General features: G+C 37.3%; 19 protein-coding genes. 1 reads left to right on the plus strand and 18 read right to left on the minus strand.

Translation table 11 applies throughout. From position 1 onward, the window contains the following. Positions 1 to 582: 582 nt before the first annotated feature. The 18 genes from BLT94_RS05025 to BLT94_RS05105 all read right to left on the minus strand — a co-directional run bounded on the left by BLT94_RS05025 (position 583) and on the right by BLT94_RS05105 (position 22186). The gene (locus tag BLT94_RS05025; protein ID WP_092231150.1) at positions 583 to 1821 is read right to left on the minus strand and encodes an IS91 family transposase; all 1239 of its coding nucleotides are present in this window, start codon (positions 1819 to 1821) and stop codon (positions 583 to 585) included. A gap of 349 nt (positions 1822 to 2170) precedes the next feature. After that, positions 2171 to 4864, minus strand: coding sequence for an ATP-dependent DNA helicase (locus tag BLT94_RS05030; RefSeq protein ID WP_092231153.1), 2694 nt, complete (start codon positions 4862 to 4864; stop codon positions 2171 to 2173). A 118-nt stretch (positions 4865 to 4982) separates the two neighbouring features. Then, positions 4983 to 6116, minus strand: a complete 1134-nt coding sequence (locus BLT94_RS05035; protein WP_092231156.1) for a TIR domain-containing protein — start codon at positions 6114 to 6116, stop codon at positions 4983 to 4985. Positions 6117 to 6201: 85 nt separating this feature from the next. After that, positions 6202 to 8058 (minus strand): zinc-ribbon domain-containing protein, encoded by a 1857-nt coding sequence (locus tag BLT94_RS05040; protein WP_092231159.1) that lies wholly within the window; start codon positions 8056 to 8058, stop codon positions 6202 to 6204. A 139-nt stretch (positions 8059 to 8197) separates the two neighbouring features. Then, the gene (locus tag BLT94_RS05045) at positions 8198 to 8458 is read right to left on the minus strand and encodes a M14 family metallopeptidase (RefSeq protein ID WP_092231162.1); all 261 of its coding nucleotides are present in this window, start codon (positions 8456 to 8458) and stop codon (positions 8198 to 8200) included. Positions 8459 to 8483: 25 nt separating this feature from the next. Continuing rightward, positions 8484 to 8612, minus strand: a complete 129-nt coding sequence (locus BLT94_RS22500; RefSeq protein WP_281243347.1) for a hypothetical protein — start codon at positions 8610 to 8612, stop codon at positions 8484 to 8486. Between the two features lie 69 nt (positions 8613 to 8681). After that, a complete protein-coding gene (locus tag BLT94_RS05050) occupies positions 8682 to 9374 on the minus strand; it encodes a hypothetical protein (RefSeq protein ID WP_092231165.1) in 693 nt (230 codons plus the stop codon). Then, positions 9374 to 12388 carry an N-6 DNA methylase gene (locus BLT94_RS05055; protein WP_092231168.1) on the minus strand — a complete coding sequence of 1005 codons (3015 nt, stop codon included), beginning with the start codon at positions 12386 to 12388 and terminating at the stop codon, positions 9374 to 9376. Before BLT94_RS05055 ends, BLT94_RS05050 begins: the two co-directional genes overlap by 1 nt. After that, on the minus strand, positions 12385 to 13020 hold the full coding sequence (gene lexA / locus BLT94_RS05060) for a transcriptional repressor LexA (protein WP_139168984.1): 636 nt from the start codon (positions 13018 to 13020) through the stop codon (positions 12385 to 12387). Before lexA ends, BLT94_RS05055 begins: the two co-directional genes overlap by 4 nt. Positions 13021 to 13431: 411 nt before the next feature. Next, entirely contained in the window at positions 13432 to 14571 is a 1140-nt protein-coding gene (locus BLT94_RS05065) for a glycerate kinase (protein ID WP_092231173.1), read from the minus strand. Next, positions 14571 to 15098 (minus strand): NUDIX domain-containing protein, encoded by a 528-nt coding sequence (locus BLT94_RS05070; protein WP_092231176.1) that lies wholly within the window; start codon positions 15096 to 15098, stop codon positions 14571 to 14573. The genes BLT94_RS05065 and BLT94_RS05070 overlap by 1 nt, the downstream gene beginning before the upstream one ends. 57 nt (positions 15099 to 15155) lie before the next feature. Continuing rightward, on the minus strand, positions 15156 to 16109 hold the full coding sequence (locus BLT94_RS05075) for a toll/interleukin-1 receptor domain-containing protein (RefSeq protein ID WP_092231179.1): 954 nt from the start codon (positions 16107 to 16109) through the stop codon (positions 15156 to 15158). A 219-nt stretch (positions 16110 to 16328) separates the two neighbouring features. Then, entirely contained in the window at positions 16329 to 17177 is an 849-nt protein-coding gene (gene phnE / locus BLT94_RS05080; RefSeq protein ID WP_092231181.1) for a phosphonate ABC transporter, permease protein PhnE, read from the minus strand. Positions 17178 to 17207: 30 nt separating this feature from the next. Further along, positions 17208 to 18026, minus strand: a complete 819-nt coding sequence (gene phnE, locus BLT94_RS05085; RefSeq protein ID WP_092231182.1) for a phosphonate ABC transporter, permease protein PhnE — start codon at positions 18024 to 18026, stop codon at positions 17208 to 17210. A gap of 26 nt (positions 18027 to 18052) precedes the next feature. Beyond that, a complete protein-coding gene (gene phnC, locus BLT94_RS05090; RefSeq protein ID WP_092231185.1) occupies positions 18053 to 18796 on the minus strand; it encodes a phosphonate ABC transporter ATP-binding protein in 744 nt (247 codons plus the stop codon). 84 nt (positions 18797 to 18880) lie between these two features. Beyond that, positions 18881 to 19789: a phosphate/phosphite/phosphonate ABC transporter substrate-binding protein gene (locus tag BLT94_RS05095; protein ID WP_092231188.1), complete on the minus strand. Its 909-nt coding sequence runs from the start codon at positions 19787 to 19789 to the stop codon at positions 18881 to 18883. A 45-nt stretch (positions 19790 to 19834) separates the two neighbouring features. After that, entirely contained in the window at positions 19835 to 21466 is a 1632-nt protein-coding gene (locus BLT94_RS05100; protein WP_092231191.1) for a CBASS cGAMP-activated phospholipase, read from the minus strand. 237 nt (positions 21467 to 21703) lie between these two features. Next, positions 21704 to 22186 (minus strand): TIR domain-containing protein, encoded by a 483-nt coding sequence (locus BLT94_RS05105; protein ID WP_092231193.1) that lies wholly within the window; start codon positions 22184 to 22186, stop codon positions 21704 to 21706. 465 nt (positions 22187 to 22651) lie between these two features. Between BLT94_RS05105 and BLT94_RS05110 the strand changes: the two genes are divergently transcribed. Then, complete coding sequence (locus BLT94_RS05110) at positions 22652 to 23803, plus strand: integron integrase (protein WP_245742964.1); 1152 nt, start codon at positions 22652 to 22654, stop codon at positions 23801 to 23803. The last annotated feature ends 198 nt before the right edge of the window (positions 23804 to 24001 follow it).

Consider the following 24001-nt stretch of genomic DNA (forward strand, 5'->3'; position numbering starts at 1 on the left):
TGCCGCTGGTTGCCTGACCAGCATGATTAAGCCAATAGGAGGTGATATTTAATTCAATATCCACACATCACTGATCGCAAAACAAAACTGGTTCTCCCGGCAATGCATACCTGCGTGCAAAAAACAGCATTTTTTGCTTCAGACAGCCTTGAGAATCTGGCAAATAAATTTCAAAGATCGATTTTTCGAAAAAAGGACCGGTCCCGCCTAACATCCGTCTGATCAAACGCCTTACCCTAAAAAGCTATTTTCTATATATGGTGACCGGGCTTGTCCAACAAACGGTTCAGATTGTGGTTCGCTGCGCTCACACAATCTAACCTTATTCGTTACATTAACCGGGTTGCTGTCATCCCGTTATTGCCTTGGGTAAAAGTACAAATTTCCCTTGCCTTGTTTTTTAATTCCAAGCATAAATTTGGGGATGGTTCGTGAGAACTAATGATTGGGTATCCGTATTTGAATGTCATTTTGTACACCTTGGTCTGGAATTGTTTAAAAAACACGGCCTTTTTCATTAAATGATCGCATCAATCCCTGGCCTGATATTCTGTCTGTTATCATTAATCCAAGGAGTCCAGTTCATGATGAATTCATCGTCTCAAGTTCTTGTTCAAACACAGGGTCAGGTAATTCGTCCCGAACAATATTTCCATACCCATCGATGACAAGGATTGTTACCATGGTGCCATCCTGGCAAACAGGACATTCCATGCCTTCGGGATCTGCTTCATCCGTGACTCCAACAGGTTTCCTGTCGGATAGGGAATGGCGAATTAAATTTATGCTGGATCTTGCACGCCCGTTTGACAAGAACCCATAATAACGGATGCGGTGAAAATGTTTGGGCAATACATGATCCAGAAACCGTTTCATGAATTCCATAACCGGTAAGGTGGTTGTTTCCCAGCGAGAATCCTTCCGGGTGTTTTTAAACCAGAACTCCACGATGTCATTTTCCACGGAGATGATCCGGTTATTACTGATGGCAGCACGGTGTGTGTATCGACCGATATATTTGACGACCTCTTCGGGTCCGGCAAAGGGTGGTTTGGAAAAGACTACCCATTCTTTTGGAACTGCATGGAACAGCCATTGTTCAAAAGAAAAATAATCAGCAAGGGAACTGAAATCCCGAGGAAAATTCAACTTTCCATTTCGATGGGCTTTCTTTAGCTTTTCAAGGAACTTGGCCCGGAACACGGATGAAAGCGCCAGAACCGGAAATAGAAATTTGCTGTGATACTTCGGTGATATCCACTGCCCTGTCGTGTTGATTCCACCGGCAGTTACAATGAAATGCAGGTGGGGGTGCATCCAGAGTTTACCGCCCCAGGTATGAAGAATACCGTAAAATCCAATCTGTGCGCCCAGACGTTTTGGGTCGTGTCCAAAATCCAGAAGGGTCTGAGAGGCGCTTTCAAACAGCAGGTCATACATGACTCGGCGGTTATACATGCAAAGGGGATTAAATACATCCGGCAGGGTAAAGACACAATGGTGGTAGGATACCGGCAACAGTTCATCCAGTCTTGCTTTAACCCATCGGTGCCTCGCAATGTTATTGCATCCGGGGCAATGGCGATTCCTGCAGGAATTGTATCCTTTCATCATATGTCCGCAGGTATCGCAGATTTCCCAGTGGGTTCCGAACTCACCGCATCGGCAGTGTTCAATGTCATACATGACTTTGTGCTGCCGGGGATGTAACCGGTATTTCAATCTGAAGCGATCGCCATATTCTCTGAAGATGTCACCAATACCGGGACTGGATTCCAGTTTGTCAGGCAATAAACAATGACTGTTTTGAGTTCTTTTCATTTAATACTATTTGGTCCTGCCTCATAGTTTATGACTGCAATCGCGTAGGAGATAAGGGGGGAGCGCGATGCAAGAATTATGACAGGCGTGGCATTTGCGGCTTTTTGCAAATGACATGACTGGCGTAATTCTTGCATCGCTTTGCTCCCCCCGTTCTCCGGTATATCTTGCCAAACGCCATTGGAAGACTTCTTTTAGATCTTGGCATGGCCTTTAGAGCTGCTGTGTCTGCCGACTAGGCTTAATGTAACGACCTAAATCTGCGGCTCGTCCGCAGCATTTGATTTGTTTGAAAATTATTATAGCCTGAAAATCAGTTTTTGATTTCAGGAATACAAGATCCGCTTATTTATAAACTATACTTTGATTTCAATAGTGCGGCATCTTTACCATTAAATTTCTTTTCTAATCCTTTCAATATCTTATTCTCAGTTTCAGGGGTCCAATATATTCTTAATTTTTCTCTTGCCCGAGTAATCGCGGTATAGAAAATATTATGGGAAATCCTTTCCTCAACTTCATCTGTTATGACAACTTTAACTGAAATGTATTCTAAGCCTTGGGCCTTATGTATAGAAACAGCATATGCGACTTGGAAAGGAACAACCGCATCCGATGAAGTGTCATCTTCATCAGTACTTTTATACTTATTAACAAAGAAACGAATAACTGAATTACCGTTATCTGCATTCTCCAATAATTCAAAGTCGTATCCTATTGCATCGAATTCATTTATTACTTTATCAATTTCAATATCAAACTGAATTTTGTCTTTGAGTGGTTCGATTTTTGCAATTTTTCCCTTTAAATTATTGTAAATCAAAGGTGAAAATCTGTTAGTCTCATTGAAAATAATAGGATCATTGATTTTATATGTGTGAGTGCCCCATACAATAGAAATATTGCTATTGCTATTTTGTAAAAATCTATTGATGTTATTTATACCGTAAAGCCCATCGTAGTTTAGGCATAGAATTATTTCATCATTTTCTGTGTGTTCAAAAATTGATTCATCCAAAGTTATTGAGTAATGATTCCTTGTTATGTGTTCAAGGATATCATTATCCAAGTTTCTAACTTTATCCCACAAATTTAGTAGGTTGTCATTGTTGCTACGGTACGGTTTTGTTAATTCGAACACAGAAGAACTTGGGACGAAAGATTTCGCAAGATTAAACCAATTCCCAAAGAGTATTGACTCAATTTGAAACACATCTCCGACTAAAATTAGCAGTTCGAAAGATGCTTTGTTTAATATTTTATGCATATCGGAGTTGCTAACTGTACTGCACTCATCGATGAATAATATGTCGAAATCAGAATTATTGCGCCACAAAAATTTAGCAATGGTTTGGAATGTACAATTGGCTGTTTTAACTTTTCTTTTTAAGTTATCAACTGCCGGATTAGTATTTGCTAAATAGAGTTTGTTTTCATCAGAAAAAAAATTTGAGATATGGTTTATCATAGTTGATTTCCCAGTTCCAGCGGCTCCATATATCAATGCTACTTTAGAATTTTCAAATATTTTTTTCAATGCCTCTGCTTTTTCGTCGCAATCAATTGTGTAGGAAGAGGACTGCATCCATGAATTAACAGAATTTGTATAGTTCTTAATCCCGTTTAAGGATAGGGATTTTAATTCCTCAACGATATGATAAGTATCCTCTTCATACTCTTTTATAAAAATGTGTTTCTTGTATTTCTCAAGTCTGCGATTTTTATGTTTCCAATATAGAGAACTATTCCAAGTATCAATAAGATTATCAATGTTTTCAAATTTTGTTATCTCTTTTTTAGGCGTATATAATTGTCCTTTTTGTTCAGTATTATTCTTAATGAGCCTTGCAAATAGCTCATGCTCCCTACCAGATGAGTCTATACAGTTAAACAAATCAGATAATTTGGGGTTGTGATTTTTAAGTGACGAATTAAACGGCATATCATCGAATGGGATACAACCATATTGGAGGTTAAGTCCTGATAGCCTTTCACAAGGTTCGTTGTTATATTGTTTTTTAATTATTTTGTTGGCTAACCTAAAGAGCAGGTAGCTAACAATATTGCACCCTGATTTTTGACTCTTCGTGATGTTTCGGCACTTTCTTAAAATTGTGAAAAAATGAGAAACTTTTGCGGTTTTGGTGACTAAATTTTTTACTGAATTAAATTGACTATCATTAAAGTTAATTAGCTCAACTAAATTTACGCCAGTTACTGTCAAATATTTCATTAATTCATAATATTCTTTATTACCGCCAATGTTGGGGTGTTTGCCAAATATATCAGCAAAATTATTTAATTCGCATGGTCGAATCGATACTTCCCAACTATCAATTATTTGAATTGGCATATTTTTGTCTAAAACATGAATGCTATCGTTACTGATGGAAAGCTTGACAGCGTAATTATGAGAAATATCTAATTTTGTAAAAGCAATTATTCTATCAAACTTACTTGTATAATCATTGGCTCTTGTAAATGTCACTTCGTAGAAAATACTAAAGCCAACGAAAAATGGTTTTATCTTCTGAATATAATAGCGGTCATTGTAAGTACTTTTTGGCCTTATTGATTTTGGTTGATCTATTTTCTGAGCGATTTTTTCATAGTATTCTTTTAAGTTGGGATCGGTTTGAATTGGAAATGAATGAAGATTCCCAAGGACATCTAAGCCAAACATAGATTTTACACATATTTTTATTCTGATTAAATATTCATAGTACTTTAACATCAATCTTTCTGAGTTTTCTTCATCAAGCGTATAATGGGAGGCTGTTATTTGAATTAGTTTGTGAAACCGACTCAAGAACTTAAATTTTCCTTTTGATTTTACATAAGAATTCGCTTTTCTAATATTTTCATATGTAATACCAATACATTGCTTTTTGCTATAAATTTTTAATGATATATGCTCAATAAAATTTCTTAGCTGAGATAATATATTTTGCGATAATAAACCTCTTTCAGTAGCATCAAATCTGTCAATATTTTTACAAATTACTTTGTTGATGTTTAGAATATGAGATTCTATTTCGTTCATAATTCTATGGCTCCATCTGTTGGTGTTTAGGGCGACTACAAATATGCGTGTTTCTCTCGATCTGTTTTCAGGAAACAATTCCAGTAATATGTAAATATGATATTAACTCAGGGTCTATCTATTTTTGAAAACAATATTCTGTTTTTGAATCATCAGGTATTTTACATTGGCAAGCGTTTTTCCAGTGAGTGTTAAATAATTTCAAAAGATCTTTCCCGTAGTCAGACTTAGCACTTTCAACTTTAAATGGAGATTTAGTAAGTTTTGCCGGTCTACCATCTTCAGTTATATCTACTGGACAATACACTACTGCATCATCAATAACCATAACGCTCATGACTCTGTTTGATTGATACGCCTTGCATATGTTTTTCGTAACAATGCCATACTTGCCCAACACTTTATGGGCATTTCGAATACAGGAAGTTAATTGGTCTTTAAAATCATCATCTCTATGCGCATTTGTTAGTATATAATCAGGGGAGGAAGGGCATAGGAATAAAATTTTAAAGTCGAATCCCGAAGACAATCTGTGATCAAGCGTTTTGAAATAGTCTTCGTGCTCTTTGTCAAACAATTTTCTATTCTTCCTTCCTAAAATATACAGACGCTTTTGGGCGATTCTTGTTGCTATTTCGTAGAGAGCATGGCTTTCATAACCACTGTTAAAATAGGCATGGTTTCCTATTTTTGGATCTGGAATGCCGAATTTTGAAAAAGCATTAATTACATTGCTTACAGAGGTGCTAGTGGCTTCAATTTCAATACTTGATATTTTTTTTACATCTTTTTCTAAATCAGGCCAATATCTTTCGAAAGTATCTTTTAAAATTGCCTCTGAGATTTTTACATTTCCAATTTCATTATTCAGAGAACAGATCAATTTAAAAATGTCATCTTTTTCAAAAACAGCAGCTTGGAATTGACTCAATGGCCCTGATATGTCTCTTGGCGTCATGCCCATAACTAAAGGAATTACTTTCGAGCTGCCAATAGCCTTTGAAAGGGCACCTGCTTCAAAAATTAACCATGGAGCAGTAATATTTTCAGGCGTAATACACAGAATACCAATGTTAAACTCTGATAAAGTTTTGCCTATTTCAGAAGCCCAACGGCTACCTTTTTCAATACTTTGATGTGACATCCACGGAGAGGACAACTGTATTACTCTTGGTAACCAATTGTTGAGAGATAGTGCAATTTTTTTACTCCTCTCTCCTGACCAACTTAAAAATATATTTAAATTTGCCATAATTTCTCCTTGTGTGTTTTAAAAGTGAACGTTTCCAAATAATCAGCTTGCCGTGTTCATTTGGATTGTTGAAAATGAATTTATTTTACAGATCCGTTAACTGCTCATGAATTTCCGTTACAACCCCCTTCACATTCTCAGAAAGCTTTTCTAATCTATCTTCACTGAATTTGTGATAACCACCGCTTTTTTTCCGTCCATTTCGGTGGACAATATCATACCTGATTGAAACGGCTTTTTTTATTTCTACGATATTTTTAGGAAAATCGATACCTAAAACATCTTTATATAGAGGTTCGATCCTTTCCATATTGTGCCATAAAACTTCATTATACAAATATTCTGATACTCGTTTATTAATGTGTTTGGACCAATCAAGTATTATCGACAATTTATATTTTTTTTCATTGAATGCTGGATTCTTAGTGATAAATTTTTCAAAAAGTTCCAGATCATTCATAATTGCATTATGAAATGCATCTGATAGGAATGCCTCTAATAGTGTTATAATCGAAGCATAAAGCATACGGTAAAAAGGTTGCATCAATCTTGAATCACCTTTTATTTCAGAACTTAAAAGCTTTTTGACAGATCTCATATTACTTAAAAATATATGGTAACAATCAATATCATCATGACGTAAATCCATCAAACCTTCCGACAGACGTATCGAAGTCTTTTCTTTAAAACAATGGAAACACCCACTTTTTCCTGAGGTTCTATTTAAAACTACTGCTTCCCATTCATGATCAGGGTTAACTGAACATTTCCACCAAACTTTTTTTCCGCTTGCACGTGAGACTTGATCTGGTTTCAATGTTCCATTTTTTGTAGGGTGCCATTCTGCGGCGATCTCTGGATGAATTTTTTGCAAGTTATTTTTGACCTCTTTGCATAAAGGACATCTATAGACATTGCGTTGTGTCCTTGAAGTAATAGTTTGCTGCCATTCATGAGATTTATTTTTGGTACATTGCCACCATACTTTTTTGTGACTTGCATAGCTGACATCTTCAGGGCTCAAATTCTTATTTTTTTTCGGATGCCATTGTTCGGCAATTTCAGGATAATTAATTATTAAAGAGTTTTTCGTTGTTACGCGATTTTTTGAGCAAAAAGGACAACCTTGATTTCTAAGTGTTCTATTTCGAATTGACGTTTCCCACTCATGTGATTTATTGATAGGGCATATCCACCAAATTTTTACAGCTGAGTTTGCTTTGAAGTCAGATAGATTCAGGGGTTTATTTTTTTCTGGATGCCACTGCGGAATTAACTCTGGGGCGTATTCCTGTAACAAAGGATATTCTTTTTTCTTTTTTTCTTTATTACAATGTGGGCATCCATAGTTTGACCTGGCTCTGCTTTCAACTGAGACTTCCCACTCATGATCAGGATTTTTTTTACACTGCCACCATATGCTTCTTCGGTCACCAGTAAGGATATCCTCCGGTAGCAAATTTCCATTCTTCGTTGGGTGCCATTCCACCGCAATTTCAGGGTATTTTGCACCAAATGAAATTTTCTTTCGTTTGCAAATTTGACACAATCTACCTCTTGTAACCCTTTGGCTTACTATTTGCCTCCACTCGTGACCATATTTACACTTCCACCATATTTTCTTATTGGAGCCTGGGCGATATTTAAAAGGATCAAAATCTTTACTTTTTTCAGGATGAATTTCTGCTGCAATTTCAGGATATAATGCCCCAAACGACTCTTCAGGTAGGGTTTTTCTCCTTCCACAGTAGGGACACCCATAGCCTTTACGAACCCGATTAGTAATGGATTGTTGCCAAATATGTCGTTTATCTTTTAGACATTGCCACCATATCTTTTTACCAGAATTTTCGAAAAGAGTTGAAAAATCCAAATCCTCGTTTTTATCTGGATGTACTTCTTTATAAAGATCAGGTTGATTGTCTTTAAATAATTTTTTCATGCTTCCTTAACGCAAAAATAACCGGTCACACCCGGTTCATTTTTTTGTTGAATTCTTTTGGTTCATGGATGTTGTATTAAAACAATGTCGTGATCTGTCATTCTGAATTCCAAATGTCACAGTATCTGTTATAGCAGTGTCACAGCTTAATGTCATAATTTGTCATAGTTATAATAAAACCATCTGTGTTCGAACCTCCACGATTCCACAACTCATGAACATCAATTAAATCCAATTCAAAAAAAACGTCTTCACAAACCTGGTCTATATTGACATCTCTAAATAAACTTTCAGCTAATTCTACAATTTTCTTTTTCAAATTTTTATCTGTTTTTGTAATTTGCCTGAGAATTTCTAACGCTTCGTCAGGAGAAATTTTGTCAAAAATATCATTTTTCATAATTCTTCCCAGGTATTCCTTTGTGCTATTCTTTCTCGGCAACCCAATGTTCACGCAGATCTTTTTTTAAGACTTGCATTATTGGATCATTTTCTGACTCAGTCTTTCTCTTTTCTAATCTGAACTCTTCAAAAGAGATAATATTATCTGTCATATTTACATGCCCTTTTGTTTGGTTGAAAATTGTAATACAGAACTAAGAACGACAAGAACTGAAGAGCTATTAAATTTGAAGCCAAAGGTGATTCACCTTTATCCTACAAGCTCTCCCTCTGTTTTCGAGCCAATTAAATTTTCTGTCGTGAGTTGAGTCGTAAAGATCCAGCTCAACAATTTCAGAATGTTCAACTATGTTAAAATCCTTATTTTTAGGCCCATCAAGAACAGATGAGAGGTGATCTAACGAGTAGGGGGGTGTCACATATCCTATCATGAGTGCGTCCTGCATGGCCCATGCATAATCTCCGATAATAAATCGTGATAAACCTTTTTTGCAATAACAGGATAAAACAGTGTGCTTTTTATCAACTGGTTTACATTCAACGAAAAGGCCATCTTGATCGCTTAATATCGGCAGGTGGTCCCTTTTCAGGTCAAAAAAGATATCGGGCATTTTGTCGGGATGGTTTTTATCATAATTGGTTATTTTCTGATCCCGGGTCACCCTCCCAAACATGGCACTGTTAAATCCATCAATCTCACCATTTTTCCGTAGGCGGTTCTCAATAATTTCTACCAGCATCTGGGTAATCGTGTCTTCATCTGCAGTTGCCAGATCGAAATCAGAGGGAGGCATTTCTTTGAGCAGATACCACGCCTTTTCAATGACTTTGTAAAGAAGCAACAGTGTTCTCTGGGGGATTTTGGGATGCGGTAATGTAAACTCTATTCCACGTGTAAAGAAACCGACGGCCATTAGGCTCTCCCTATGGGGAATGTATCCAGATGGTGACGCTGGATCTCAAGGGCACATAATCGGGCACGACTCAATGTCCAATAGCGGTACTGGCTTATGATTCCTATAGTAAGGTAGCCATCTCCATGGACTATAACTCTGCTGCAACCGGTTTTGTTCGCTTCCTCTGAAATTTTATTAAGTAGACTTTCATGTATTTTTTTTACTGGATTAGTTAACATAGAAGATGAAGAAATAGCGAAAAAATGCCAAGAAGATATTATATCCTGATTTTTGAACTGAATTTCATTGATTGATATCTTTTCATTTGTAATAGAAAAGGATGGAGATAAAAATCTTTGAAGCTGACAATAAAAGGCATTACGCTCCTTGTCATTAGGGCGTGCATTTGCACGATCACGTGATTTCTTAAACGGTTGACCGACTTCAAGAGTGTCTTTTATAATTTGCTTATCATTTTTATCTAACCCATATAGAGCGAAGATAAAATCATTAACCGTCTCCCAGGGCTTATTTGAAGATGTTTCAAGTTCATATGATAGTTCCAAGATTTTATTCGTAGTGGATTTAGCCAGTCCTTTTATCTCTGGATAAGGAAAATTATCAATAGATTCTTTAAGAAAAGTTCTCCTCTCAGCAGCTACTCTGGAACTTGTGATCAGCACATAATACCTAAAAAGCTCAGAATGGGTTATGAGATGCAACACAGCTATTTCTAAATCCGATTGTCCGCTTCCGAATGCTGAAAAGCCGTAATAACTTTTACTAAATGCAACTGGTGTTTTTACAATCCATGATTTTGGAGTGAATAGTGATTTGCCTGCTGACTCGGGTATGATTAATACCGGCGGTGTATACAATTCCATTTTTCTTGGCATATGGGCCGTTGGGTTCGTAAATTTTTCAGCAAATGGTACATCAACAGAAAATGAATTGTCTTCAGGTCTGGAAAAAATAGGTAACCCTCGCATGAAAGATGCATCATATTGTTTCAGCTTCGGAGATAGATTGAATCCCAATCCAGTATATAAATCCTGACTTTCCCAGTAAGATTTAACAGTTGGCCAATCAAGACTGTTAATTTTTTCTATCAGTCCCTGATCAAGAATCGTTCCTATGGCAAGCGTTTTTAATAGTCTTGGGCTTTCAATTAATTTCGTGATGGATACCGGGTGGGCTGATTGATAATCAATTCGTAGCCTCCCTTTATCATTCAAATATCGTTCAAAATGAGGGGTGGCAAAATAAAAACTGTGATCTACTGATGGTATTTGGTTTCGAGCAAAAAGAAGTATGAAAGGTTGGTTCATACCAGGCCATACAGGGCTATCGGATAGATTTGAACCATTTAAAATGCCAGTTATTTCGATCCCTTTTAGTATCGCGTTAAACGCCTTTATTCCAGGTTTTGTCTGTTTGAGAAAAATTCTTCCTGGCAACGCCATTGCGATTATGCCACCTGGCTTTGCCCATTGAACGGATTTCCATAAAAATGGAAGATCAGGATTTTTATCTGGATTTTTATACGTTTTTGCTAAATCCTCAAACCCTCGGCTCGTTAATATTTGCCGGGTTAATATAGTGAATTCAGGGTTGTCTTTTTTTAGACGACTCCATGGGGGATTACCGATAATAATATCAAAAGAACCATCAAATTCATTTGGTATATCAGAACGTAAACTGCCTAATACAAAATCTTTTGTATCTCTTTCTTCTGGCCTCCGATGGTTATGCAGCACAATATCCTGAAGCGGTTTCGGGAACTTTAGACTCTTTGGAGGGCGGGGAGTGCCGTTTAACTCAATGGCCGTAATATAAAGAGATAACGCCGAAAGGCGCAGTGCAGACTCGCTGACATCAAAACCGCAAATCTGACGGTAAAGAATTGACTGAATTGTTTTTGTATTTGGTCTTTTGCCATCATGTTCCCATCTGGCAGCTACCAGCTTCCTAAACGATAGAACAAGAAAAATTCCTGCTCCGCAACTGGGGTCTAAAATTCGGGCGTCTTTTTTGTTTGAAAGCCCTTCAAATGCATCGTCAACAAGATATCGAGCTATGTTTTTCGGAGTGTAATACGCACTTGTCTGTTCCCTTTGTTGGGAATCCCATATCTTGCTGAAATTTTCATATACTTGACTGAGTACCCCAATAGGAATATGGGCAAAATCAAGATCACCCCAATCAATTATAGTTTGAAACGCACTGATTCCGGCATACTCCCAGCTTTTGAGAATGGCCTGCAAATGAAGAAATATCTTACCATTGGTTTGATGGTCAGCCTTTTCAAAAACAGAGATATAATCTTCAGAGAAGGGCAGCAAATCACCGTTAAAGGTTTGATCAAGCCATTGGCATGTGGCAACAGAATTTTTTACATTTTCAAAACAGCCTGCGTGAGAATCAGTGTCTGGGCATATAGAATCAAGCTCGTTCGGCAGGATTATTTTCCTGTCCCACAGAAAACGAAAAAACAAAGTCCGGCCAAGGAATGAAAGAACATCAAGTGGATTGATATTGTAATATTCTATCAGTTCTTTTGATGAATTGGTTATCAGATCAAGAATTGCTTTAAAAACGAAGTCCGGGGCTTCAGGTTGGCCCTCCAGAGTGAAAACACCATTTACAATGCTTTGAAAAAATAATGGTGCATTCGCAGAGTCCTTTTTGATAGAAATATTTTTTTTATCTATCAAGGCAGAACGATCTAAGTTGATGGGATAAACAACCAGTTCTCCTGGGTTAATGATTCCAAGAAAGGCCCTTTCTCCACGGTTTGCCAAAAGACATTGCAGATCTAACAACTTTTCATCATCTATATGATGCATCCTTTCCCCTGAAATAATATATAATAGGGGGCTGGATTGAAATTCTGCAACGGCATCAATCTTTGGATGTTTTTGTCCTGGTTGTTTGAGTAAATCAAGATAATCTATGTGTCTCGGGTCAGGGGAGCCTTCAAACAATACAACATCATGGCATCCAAATGCTTTGACGGTTTTTGTTATATTCATGAGAACCCCAGTTTGTTTTCTGTACGAATGATTCCTTTGTACAACCCAAGGATTCGGATTATATTATTTTTACTTTTAGGGAATTCAAGATTTTCAAATGCAGGATTTTCCGGCTTTAAAATAAGTCGATCAGAAGATAACAAAACTCGTTTAAGAGTGGCTTCATTCTCAATGAGAACTGCTGCAATTTCACCGTTATTGACACTGTCTTGCTTTTTTATAATTGCAATATCCCTACTTTTAATACCTGCGCCTGTCATACTATCACCGATTACCCTGAGGGCAAAAAGTTCACCTCCACCAAATAATACCGGATTGATGGGTAATTGATCGTCAAAATTCTGTTCTGCCCATAACGGAACACCTGCTGCAATATCCCCGAGCAATGGAATTGTATTATTTTTTTGCCTGTCGATCAGAGGGTTCACCAATTGTATCCCCCTTGCTCTTCCAAAATTTAATCGGATATAGCCTTTTTTTTCGATCAAAACAAGGTGATTGCGTACAGTGTTCTGGCTTTTATAACCAAAGTAAGTTTTTATTTCAGCCTGTGTTGGAGGGTAACCGTTCTCCTGGTGCCACTTGGAAATAAATTGATAGATGTTGAATTGTTTTTTCGTTAGATCTTTCATATCGGGCTTTTTAAGCACTATTATTATAAACACTGTTATTAAACACAGTATTTGATAGATAATCAAGCCTTTTCTTACTCAAACCGGATCACCATTTGCCCCAATCTCAACCTACCCAGTCGATGCTTAATCTATTGTAATGACAAACTCCATATTGGAGATTGGGTCGTTCCCTTCAATATGTTTCGAATTATATTGTAAAATCATCCTTTTTCTTCATTAACACCCCAAATAAGCGGTTTATCCGCCTTCATTTGGATTGTTGAGTAATTGTTTGTAGGTTTAGAAAATTTCTTATATTGGCCTTTACGCTCTTAAAAGCACGATATCGTTTTAAAATTTGGATATTTCTGATGATTCATGATATTTGATTCAATAGCTAAGAAAGGTCACTCATCCTCGGTGTGATACTTACAATTTTTCATCAATAAATAACTTCCCAACTCGTTCCGCTGTTAGTGAAACAAGCAGTGGTGCATTGTTTATAGCGTATTCTATCGACATCGATTTCTTGTATAAAGGAAATATGGCATTAAATATAGAAAGGTCATCAAGTTTAACTTTATTATCTACCTGCCCTACTATAGCTACAATAGGAATATTAGATCTTCTCGCAGCTTGAGCTATTCCATAGGGAGCCTTCCCACTCAATGTCTGTTCATCTATCTTACCTTCAGCTGTTATAATTAGTTTACATCCCGATAATAAATTTTCAAATCCAATATATCTCAGAATCAAATCAATACCTCGCTCAAGTTTCGCGTTTAAGAAGGCATAAAGTGCGGCACCCATACCTCCATTGGCACCCCCGTAAGGAATTGAAAAAACATTTTTTTGTAGGTCCCTATTAATAATATCCGCAAATTTAAATAAGTTGGAATCAAGAATTTTAATCATTGCACTATCTGCACCTTTTTGAGGCCCAAACACCAAGGCAGAGCCATATGGCCCAACCAAAACATTTTCTACATCACAAGCTACAATTATTTCTGTTTCTTTAATTCTTGGATCCATTCCCGTTATATCTAATCTGTCTAATTGTGATAATCCCACTCCACCATTACTAATATTCTGTCCGTGGCAATCAAGTAACTTTACCCCCAGTGCGTGCAGCATTCCCGACCCACCATCAACGGTTGCACTTCCTCCAAGGCCAATAATCAATTTACGACATCCTTGATTTAAAGCATGATGAATTAATTGTCCGGCACCATAAGAAGTTGTATTCATAGGATCTAGAAGATCTTTGGAAATAAGTCTGATCCCTGTTGCTGCGGCCATTTCTATTATCGCAGTATTCCCATCAGGTAGTATCCCATATTTGGCTATAATAGAACGCCCAAGAGGGTCTTTTACCGGAACATATAATATATCGCCGCCCAATACATTTATTAGAACATCAAGTGTAAGGTCTCCTCCATCCGCAATGGGTAGTTTTAATATTTCTATATCAGGAAGAACTTTTCTTAGCCCTATTTCAATTGCTTGGGCAACCGTGAAGGTATCTATACAATCACGAAATGAATTGGGCGCAATTATGATTTTAGACATTATAATTTTAATATATTTTTGGCCAGTATGATTCCAGTAATTGTCCTAGCTTCAGTAATTTCACCTTTCATAACTTTCTCAAAAGCTTCAGTTATTGGAAGTTTAACTGTTCTTATGTACTCCCTCTCATCACCTTCAAGTTTGCTATGCACCAATTCAGTAACTAAATAAAGAATTGTTTTTTGAGTAAGATAGCTTGGACTAATGTCCATGATGGTTAATTGCTTAAGCTTGCCTTTCAATCCAATTTCTTCCTGTAATTCTCTTAAAGCTGCTTCTTCATTAGTTTCACCAGCATCTACCATTCCTTTCGGGAGACATAACATTCGCTTGTTAACCGCACCAAAATATTCTTCCACCAAATATATATTATTTTTTTCATCAATAGGTATCATAGCGACACTATTTCCACCTTTATCTACAGCCTCCCATAAAACAATATTTCCAGGAGAAAGTTCGATTTTCAAACCTGTCACATTGAATCTTTTCCCGCGATATAACACTTTTGATTCTAATATTTTTTCCATTGTTACCTTCCTAAATAGCAATTTTTTGAATAATGACTTTTTCCAAAACAAATCATTTTAGTTTTCCAAAGGTTTTGCCTTTTTAATAATATTGCGAATGACCCCGGCATACAGCTTAAAAAGAGGGCTATCATGCCCCTTAATTAGTATCCTTGGCCGATTTTCCGAAGATATTTTATACAAATAATGGTCTACAGAGATGTATCCATGGTCATCTTCAAGATCTACCGCCATAGCACTGAACATCGGCTTAGTTTTTAATTCAAAACATTGAAAAATGTCTGGGTTATTGATTTCCCTATATAAAGAAATCGCTTTCTTCTTAGCTTTTTTAATATCTTTATATATCCTTTTACCACTTCTGTGTGTCTCTGCTAAGAGTTTAAGTCCTGCATCATTCTTAGCAGGGAAATACACTTTTACTTGAGCTTGACCATATCGTATAATATTTTCATAGTCACCAAACCAAGCTTTTAAGGTGTGACCAATAACAATAACTTTTTTGGAACTATCTGCTATTTCCTCTGTTGTGCCATATGCAATGATAGCATCTTCCTTATTTTTATAAAATCCTGCTAATCCTAATGAACAAAATGGATTGGATTTATTCAGAAGGAATCTTGCTACTTCCCATGCAGCCGACACCTTATCGCCATTTTCACCGAAATCTATGACTTGATGGTTATCATCGTTTAGAATTGAATGCTGTAGGCGGATTACTCCTTTAATCACAGGTATATTAAATCTGAGTGCAAGCCGTTCTTCTTCTAAAATACCTGCAGCTCCGTTTTGAGAAACTAAGCGGGAAATAAGAATAATTACAGCCTCTGACTTTTTTATGTTTTTTTCAATAGTCGTTGCCCATTGATCACCTGGATTTAAAAAATATTTATCAAGGAGAATCTCAATGTTTAGGCAATTTTTTAATAGATTTGCAACGTTCTGTGCTATAAATAGATCTTCTGAAGCATATGATATATAAAGTCTTCTAATGAATAATTTGTTACTCATGGCCCAAACTCCTTTAAAAATGTCTATATTTTGACATTACAAAAGTAACATCAACATTATGATAATAGCTGTCAAGCCGACATTAATGAGGAACAGAAACTTACTTTAGACACAGATTTCTTGGAATAAACAATAAAAATACACGCGACATTGTTATATAAACACGAGTTTTATGCCCAAGAGAACATTAATGTAACCAATTCCTAAGTTCCTTCACCCTCATAGTTGCCCCTTTATTCTATGTCTTACCCAGGCAGATACTATTTCTGAAATGAGAACAAGCATAATAATCGTTAGAAGAATTGCTGATACCTTGAAATATTCAAGTTCCTCAACGGTTTGCTTTAAATATAACCCCATTCCGCCAGCTCCAAAATATCCCAACACAGTGGCCGCTCGAAAGGCTGAATCCCATGAATAAATGGAAATACCAATCCAGGCCACTCGTACTTGCGGAAAAACAGCATAGATAAACACCTGTATTGAATTGCCTCCGGTTGCTCGAATTGCTTCCACTTGCCCCATATTGATCGACTCGATTTCATCAGAAAAAAGTTTTCCCACAAAGCCGATACTCCACATAGTTAGTGCCAAGACACCTGAAAACATACCATATCCTATCGTGATTACAAAAAACAAACCCCATATCATTTCATGAATGGATCGGCAGAACGTGATAATAAATTTTCCAGCAGGATAGGCAAAACGCTTATTAGGTGTAACATTAAATGAGGCACACCAGGAAATCGGAATTGAGCAAAGAATCCCGGAAAGCGCTCCTAAATAGGCCATCTGAATAGTCTCAAATACAGATTTTAGGTAGCGTTCGTTTAAAATATAATGAATATCTGGTGGATAAAATCGAGTTTTAATCATGTTTCCGATATTGCCGAACATTGAAGTACATCGGTTTAGCTTTACATCCATAAAAAATAAAGAATAACCGATAAAAACCAATAAAAACAAAAAGGTTCCAAATCGGACAAAAAACTGAATGTAGTATAAACGACTCAGTGTTAATGTTACATTGGTGCCATTTGGCAAATCATCATCTTTTATGGCATTCACAATTTATGACCTTATTTTAAAGAAAGGAAACTATAGAACAATCTTACGGGCGTAATAAGAAACGACTTCACCAAAAGTAATAAGTAGAAGTATCGTAATAATAACAGTTGTTGCTCCTTCATAGTTATACATCAATAATTGCCTCTGAAGGGTTAATCCTAATCCACCAGCACCGACAAGACCCATAATTGTGGCGCGCCGGATATTAATATCCCATTGGAAAATAGCATTTCCAATATAGACTGGGAGTATTTGTGGGATAATTCCATAGAAAATGATTTGAAAACTATTACCCCCAACAGCTTTAATTGCTTCTATCTGATCAGGATCAACATTTTCTATAGCTTCAGCGGTTAATTTTGAAATAAAGCCGGTGGAACGTATGGCGATTGCAAGGATTCCAGGTAAAGCACCTAACCCCACGGCAGATACAAATATAAGGCCCCAAACGATTTCATGTATAGATCTTGATATCGTCATTAGGGAGCGCCCAATTGGGTAAGTGATAAAAATATTGGGCGTAATGTTTTGGGCGGCAAACCAAGATACTGGAATCGCAAGGATAATTGCGAGTACCGTCCCTATACTGGCAATCATAAATGTTTCGATTATGGGTATAAAAAGATATTGAACCACCGAAGGATCTGGTGGGAAAAATTGACCAATAGCTTTGAATACTGAATTTATGGATCCGATTCTTTGCCAATCCGTATCATTAATAATTGTTACTTTCACACACCATAAAATGGATAATACAAAAAAAAAGTAACAACAATATTTTACAAAATTTGACTTTTCCCTTCTGAGAATTATTCGGTCGACCCGCTGTTGAAGAGGCTGCTTTTCCAATCCTTACCTGCTATTTGCTAAAAAGTTTATAAAGCATATATTTCATCGAGCATACCATTTTCAATAGAGTTGGTCTGGCTATCAAGCCTTTTATATCCGTCCTGTAGACCGATGACCTTATTTGAAAACTCAAGAGCAAGTATAACATCATGTATACTACACAAAACTGGTACCCCTTCCTCTTCTGACATTGTTTTGATTATGCCCATAACTTCGCGTGAAATTTTGGGGTCCAAGCTGGAAGTTGGTTCATCGACGAGGAGAAGTTTTGGGTCTTGCATCAGTGCCCGTGCAATTCCCACTCTTTGCCGCTGGCCGCCACTGAGGGCGGTAGGTCTTTTTTCAACAAAATTGCTTAGGCCTACTCGGTCCAAAATCTTCAAGGCCTTCTGAATGTCAGATTTGGGAAACATTTTAAATATACTTCTAATTGAACTTGTATACCCTAATCTTCCGGCAAGTACATTGTCAATTACACTCATTCTTTCTATTAAATTGAACTCTTGAAAAATCATCCCCATCCGACAACGGACATCTCGCATTCCGCGCTGGTGTAAATTTGTTATATTTATACCGTCAAATAGAATGTCTCCAGAGGTGGGTTCAAGCAGTCTATTAATACATCGCAGCAATGTGGATTTTCCAGCACCACTAGGACCAATGATAGCTAAAAAATCATTGGGTGCCAAATTGAATGAAATATTCTTTAAAATCTCAGGCCCAGTTTTATGATATCGAAATGATAGATTTTTGACTTCAAGCAAAATCATTTAATCCTTATATTTAGGTGCAAAGTCAATTGTAAATTGGAACAGCCATAAGCAGGGGGCTATACCGAATAGTGACTTTTAATTTTAAAGTTTATCCTTGGCCTTTTTAAGTTCCCTTATGATATTATAATCTTTACTTGTCATCCTTTTCATTTTTAAAGCTCTAACATTTTTTAAATAGTTCGCAGCAGCAGGTATGTTATGCAGATTTAAAAAAGACTCTTCAATTTTCTTTCTTAAATCAGGGCAAAGAGCCAACCGGTAACAAATGGGATCTCCAGGAATAAAGTCGGAAAACCACACGTAATTAAAATCTTCTTTTTTAACTTTCCCACGGTTTATTACTTCATCAAATCGATGCGTCGCTACAAATGCAACATCCACCTTTCCATCGTTTACTGCTATAGTTGACAAGTCATGTCCACCAGAATAAACAATTTTATTGAAATAGTCCTCAATAGGCACGCCAATCACTTTTGAAAAACTGATGCGGGGTACAAGGTTGCCCGATGTGCTTGCTGGATCGACTAATGCAGCAGTGCTTCCCTTAAGAGATTCTATCGTTGTGAATTTGGATCCTTTTTTACTTATAATTACGGCTTGGTATCCTGGACCTTCCTTAGTTATGTGTCCTTTTTTTTTTATATAGGTGGCAAAAACCTCTATATTTTGATCTTTTTCATTACCAAGAATATAGGAATAAGGCCCATGTACGGCTATATCCACAAATCCACTCATCATTGCCTCTATGACACTTGCTCTTGAAGTCGGCATAAAGAAATTGATCTTTTTTCCTGTAACTTCTTGAAGGTGTTTCAAAACTGGTTTATAGATGGCTAAGTCTTGCATTGTTTCCGTAGCGGGAACGATCGAAAAGGTTAGTTCGTCAGGCATTTCACAGTCTTCTGCAAAAATATATCCCTCAAAGAAGATCGTATAAAAAACGCTCATACAGATGGCTATAATTAATCGCTTTCCTATAAGTTTATACATAATACTACCTTGTTTTATAAAAATATTACGGGATTTATTTTGAGGTTATTTATCTTCTCGCCAATCGGGAACATATATGCCGTCTAAGAATCGTGACCGAACTGCTACAAAAGAATCCTTTCCGACATTAGCTCCTCTATAGGCCATATCTTCAATCGCTTCCTTATCATCAAGTTTAATCGCACTCGGCGTTTGTTGATTGACACGTAGATGACGAGCTGGCCCGAGGAAGCTTTCTGCCATAACGGATGCGGCGTGCTCCTGAGCAGCAAAGAAGATATCAGCATTGGTTGGCGCCCATCCTGCTTTACCTTTTCCGAGGGACTCTGTAAAATCGGTCTCACTACCCATCGTACCGACGCTCAATACGTCGATTCGATCCAATGGAATTTTCAAGTGTCGAACCGCCTCAGCTAATGCGGGAAGGATTGGATTGTTAGCCCAGATCCCACCGTCCAAAAATGTTTCTTTCGCAATAGGTGCTTCCCACACAGCTTCATCGAAAAAAGTGGGCGCTGCAGAGGACGCGAGCGCTGCATCAACCGCCGTAATATCTTGGAACGCTGTTCGATCCTGACAATGGGCTGTCACAATAGCTTCTGCTTCTCCATGAATGGCTCTTACAGTCGGAATAACAAGTCTGCAGCACGAATCATAGGAGAGTTTTCGATCACCAAAGACCTCTTGAAGCACCTTTCGAAGTGTTGTGGATTCGTGCTTGGATTTTAACCAATGTCGCAACTTCCTGTTTTTTGGAAAAATATTTGGTCCTTGATTTCGATAGAACTCCAGTATTTCGAGTGGTGTTAAACCAAGACCAAGACCAATTGCTAGGATTGCTCCTGTGGATGTCCCCGTAACGAGGTCAAAGTGCGCAACCAAACTATTGCCACCGCCACTCTTGATCATATCGTCCCACTTTGATAGTACTGCGGCTGTGAATGTACCACGCAAGCCCCCTCCATCGAGGGCTAAAATTCTGAAATTGCGTCCCATCGAAGTGTTTTGCCTTACGAGAGGTAAGAGCTTCAGTTGTGAAACAATCGTTTTTACGAGATTTTCGGGAGATATACTCTTCGCTATTTCACTATTTTGATTATCAGGAAGGCCATTTTTCAATCGAGATAACAATTCTGGGTATTCCTTAACGTAGCATTCAATCGCTCCCCCGAAACCTGCAATAACAAAACCTGGTTTTCCAAGGGACAACATTGCGTCAAGTTCGTTGGGAACGCCTGCTCGAGCTTTATTGGTATCCCACCATTTCCCGCCAATGCAGATGATTGCATCAGATCTTTCTGCCATCCATTCTCGCATTGGAATCAAACTCTCGTTTGGATTGCCTTCAATAGCAGGTACGATTTGGACAGCGGCGTATTGCCTTTGTATTTCGATTTCCTCCAGTTGTTTGCTGCTTTCAGCAAACTTCTGGGCGCGAACCAACGTGAGAGCATCCTTCTCTCCCCCCGCCCGAATAAAATTACTCGCTGAGTCCTCTAATGGTTTTATTAGTGTAGGGTGGCTTCCGTGAATTACCGTTCCGCCTTCACTAAATATCGTACTGGCAAGTGTTTGGACAAATGAACGAATGCCATCTGCCTGCTGAAGGGTTGATTTTTCTGGCACAGAGCCTGAAATCTGGACTCTCACTCCGCGTAAAGGTAAATGTGGTACCATAGAATTATCTTTTCACCTCTCAATAGAATTTGTAGTCAACTATATACTTTGGCCTATAGGGTACCTTAAGAGTACAGCGGTTAAATAGCTTAAATCGATATTAATGTTATGCAATATGTTTTGCACACTTAATCATTATTTGTTATTGGCTGATTTACATTCCTAAGAACGACTGAATGTGTTTGGATGGAAGCAAATTCTCCATTTATTTTAAGTTTTGATTCTTAATTTTCCATTTTATTTTCTTTGAGCTACCGCCGTATTTACCCATGTCTCCAAGTTGCCGGCAATATCGTTATAAGCGTCATAGGATAAAGGATCATAACAATTTACGACAGTTGATAACTTTTTCCCATCTTTAAAATTAAATGTGTCAAATGGATTTTGACCCTTTCGGCTTGTACCATTACGAGGGCATTTTAGGTTGTGAATAAAGATTCCCAAAATGGGTTTTCCATCCTTCCATGCTTTTTCGATTTCGTACCTTACCCAAGGCCGATTGGCTGTTTCCACACCTACTAATACGATTATACATTGTTTATACTTCATATTATCATCTATCCAACGCTTTATGGATGTATCTCCACCTCGCTTAACAGATTCCCAATCATTGGGTGATATTGGAGTGTTACCTTCAATTGCACCGATATTGCGAACTTGTTGAACACGCATTACATCATTATCAAAATGAAAGCTGAAAAATACAGGTTTTCTCGCCATGATGAAATCTCCTTAATTAAGGTCCTTTTTATATAAAGATGATAAATGGTAAAATACGGGTACGGCAAAATTCTTTGTTACTATTTTGTCGTCCTCTTCTTCTTTGTGAGGTTTACGGCTAAGATTGTATCATAAGGCCCCACCGTGCCGCTCTATAACAAGTAGTTGAGCGGTTGTCCGCATATCCATCATCCCCAAAAGATTTAATTGACAATTGTTGGATTCTATTTTATGGTTTCTAACCGCATATCATTCATCGCGGGGTGATATTAACATACGGATACCATGATGAAAAAAATATCTCAACAACTATTAAAGCAATTTGATGCACAATTAATAACCAATAGGATTCCATCTGAAAATCATAATTTCTTCAGAAAATGGTTGCGGTATTATATTGATTTTTGTAGCAAATATGACCATAGGCCAAAAAATACCGAAAGTTTAATCCATTTCATAAACAAATTGCGGGAAAAAAGACAATCCAAACAACAGCAAAAACAGGCCTACGACGCTATACTTATATTTTATAAAATGTTTGGTATCCATCCAAAATGGCATGAAAAACCATCTCCCAAAAACAGATTTGAAAAAGAAGATCTGAGTATTCGCGAACAGACTGTTTCATACAATAAGAATGAAGTGGTTTTTGATAATAATTGGAAATATGTTTATACCGGGTTGAGTGATGAAATCAAAGTGAGACATTATTCACCAAAAACTTTTAAAGCTTACAGCATTTGGGTTAGCAAGTTTCAAAATTTTGTTCAATCAAAATCGCTTGAAGAATTGTCAACAGACGATGTTAAAGCCTTTTTAACATTTTTGGCTGTCGAACAGCACATTTCTGCATCATCACAGAACCAGGCTTTTAATGCGCTTTTGTTTTTTTTCAGAAATATCCTTAAAAAAGAATTCGGGAGAATTGATGGCGTAGTCAGGGCCAAAAGAAAGCCATATATTCCTGTTGTTTTGTCCCGGCAGGAGATTGATTTTATCATAGGAAAACTCAGATACCCTTATGATCTTATTGTAAAACTGCTATACGGTTGCGGGCTAAGGTTGTCCGAATGTATGAACATAAGAATGAATAATTTTAATTTTGATACCGGTATTTTAACCATTCACGATGGGAAAGGGAAAAAAGATCGTACTCTGCCTTTACCGGAAACCATTTTGTCTGATCTGACATGTCAGGTTGATGTGGTAAAAAAACTGCATCGGCAGGACCTGAAAGAGGATTATTCCGGAGTATTTATGTTTGATGCCATAGAAAGAAAATATAAAAATGCCGGTAAGGAATTTAACTGGCAATGGTTTTTTCCGGCTAAAGAACTGACTTATGTACCGGAAACAAATGAATACCGGCGCTCACATCTGCATAATCGTCATGTCCAAAAGGCAATCAAATCGGCTGTGAATAGAGTGCAGCTTACCAAACGTGCAACTGCTCACACTTTTCGCCACAGTTTTGCAAGTCATCTGCTTCAGGCAAACTATGATATCCGGACCATCCAGGAACTTCTGGGACACAGCGATGTCCGGACAACAATGATCTATACCCATACCGTCAAATCAAGGACACTCAAGGAATCAAAAAGTCCGCTGGATCTTTAAATTGGGGATTTTGCATAGCTTCGCCCTGTCGATTACTATGACGGATCTTTGAAATGTCTGTAATCAGGCAATTTTTTATGCCGTTTGTTTGTATAAAAGGATGATGAAAAAAGCAATAGGTAAAAACCCCTAATTTTTTTAAAAAATGAGTAATATTAGCATAATATTTATTTCATACCGTAAAAATTAAATCAGTTT

The organism is Desulfobacula phenolica (assembly GCF_900105645.1).
Classification (GTDB): Bacteria; Desulfobacterota; Desulfobacteria; order Desulfobacterales; family Desulfobacteraceae; genus Desulfobacula; species Desulfobacula toluolica.

Excerpts from the sequence above, each read along its gene's own strand:
- BLT94_RS05025 (WP_092231150.1), bottom strand. The coding sequence starts at position 1,821 with ATGAAAAGAACTCAAAACAGTCATTGTTTATTGCCTGACAAACTGGAA.
- BLT94_RS05030 (WP_092231153.1), bottom strand. The coding sequence starts at position 4,864 with ATGAACGAAATAGAATCTCATATTCTAAACATCAACAAAGTAATTTGT.
- BLT94_RS05035 (WP_092231156.1), bottom strand. The coding sequence starts at position 6,116 with ATGGCAAATTTAAATATATTTTTAAGTTGGTCAGGAGAGAGGAGTAAA.
- BLT94_RS05040 (WP_092231159.1), bottom strand. The coding sequence starts at position 8,058 with ATGAAAAAATTATTTAAAGACAATCAACCTGATCTTTATAAAGAAGTA.
- BLT94_RS05045 (WP_092231162.1), bottom strand. The coding sequence starts at position 8,458 with ATGAAAAATGATATTTTTGACAAAATTTCTCCTGACGAAGCGTTAGAA.
- BLT94_RS22500 (WP_281243347.1), bottom strand. The coding sequence starts at position 8,612 with ATGACAGATAATATTATCTCTTTTGAAGAGTTCAGATTAGAAAAGAGA.
- BLT94_RS05050 (WP_092231165.1), bottom strand. The coding sequence starts at position 9,374 with ATGGCCGTCGGTTTCTTTACACGTGGAATAGAGTTTACATTACCGCAT.
- BLT94_RS05055 (WP_092231168.1), bottom strand. The coding sequence starts at position 12,388 with ATGAATATAACAAAAACCGTCAAAGCATTTGGATGCCATGATGTTGTA.
- lexA (WP_139168984.1), bottom strand. The coding sequence starts at position 13,020 with ATGAAAGATCTAACGAAAAAACAATTCAACATCTATCAATTTATTTCC.
- BLT94_RS05065 (WP_092231173.1), bottom strand. The coding sequence starts at position 14,571 with ATGTCTAAAATCATAATTGCGCCCAATTCATTTCGTGATTGTATAGAT.
- BLT94_RS05070 (WP_092231176.1), bottom strand. The coding sequence starts at position 15,098 with ATGGAAAAAATATTAGAATCAAAAGTGTTATATCGCGGGAAAAGATTC.
- BLT94_RS05075 (WP_092231179.1), bottom strand. The coding sequence starts at position 16,109 with ATGAGTAACAAATTATTCATTAGAAGACTTTATATATCATATGCTTCA.
- phnC (WP_092231185.1), bottom strand. The coding sequence starts at position 18,796 with ATGATTTTGCTTGAAGTCAAAAATCTATCATTTCGATATCATAAAACT.
- BLT94_RS05095 (WP_092231188.1), bottom strand. The coding sequence starts at position 19,789 with ATGTATAAACTTATAGGAAAGCGATTAATTATAGCCATCTGTATGAGC.
- BLT94_RS05100 (WP_092231191.1), bottom strand. The coding sequence starts at position 21,466 with ATGGTACCACATTTACCTTTACGCGGAGTGAGAGTCCAGATTTCAGGC.
- BLT94_RS05105 (WP_092231193.1), bottom strand. The coding sequence starts at position 22,186 with ATGGCGAGAAAACCTGTATTTTTCAGCTTTCATTTTGATAATGATGTA.